We start from the raw sequence: 738 nt of genomic DNA on the forward strand, positions 1-738 counted from the left end.
GCACCGGCACCGCGTCCCGCGGTCACCGGCGATGAGCCGCCGGCACCGGCACGCAACACGCCGCGCGTCGCCTCGGCGCCGTCCGACGCCGAGGGTTCCGTGGGCGCCGACGAATACAAGGTCAAGCCGGGCGACACGCTGTCGCGCATTGCCGGTGCGAACAAGCGCCCGGGCGTCTCGCTCGACCAGATGCTGGCCTCGCTGTACCAGGGCAACCCGGACGCGTTCCTGAACAGCAACATGAACCGGCTGAAGGCCGGTGCCGTGCTGGCCGTGCCGTCGGCCGAGACCGCGAAGGCGATCACGCCGGCCGATGCGCGCCAGCTGATCCAGGCGCAGAGCGCCGACTTCGGCGCCTACCGCCAGCGCCTCGCCAGCGGCGTGGCGCCGTCGAAGGTCGAGGGCGCGTCGCGCCAGACCAGCGGCACCGTGCAGGCCGAGGTCGACGACCGCAAGAAGGCCGCCGCCCCGACGCCGGACAAGCTGACGCTGAGCAAGGGCAGTGCGTCCACGGAAGCGAAGGTCGCGAAGGAGCGCGAGGCGAAGGAGAACTCGTCGCGCGTCGCCGAACTGTCGAAGAACGTCGAAGAGCTGAAGAAGCTCGGTCAGGCCTCGGCCGGTGCCAAGGCCGGTTCGCCCGCGCAGGCGCCCGCGCCGGCCGCGGTGAACGTGCCGGTGAAGCCGCCGGTGGTGACGCCGCCGGCCCCGCCTGCGCCGGTTCCTCCGCCGCCCCCGCCC

General features: G+C 73.4%; 1 protein-coding gene. It reads left to right on the forward strand.

All coding sequences use genetic code 11. The annotated features are described in order from the left end of the window. On the forward strand, positions 1 to 738 hold a 738-nt coding region (locus AC1DXV_RS35110), incomplete at both ends, for a FimV/HubP family polar landmark protein (RefSeq protein ID WP_477938115.1).

The sequence above is a fragment of the Rhizobacter sp. P3_C12 genome (assembly GCF_056402735.1).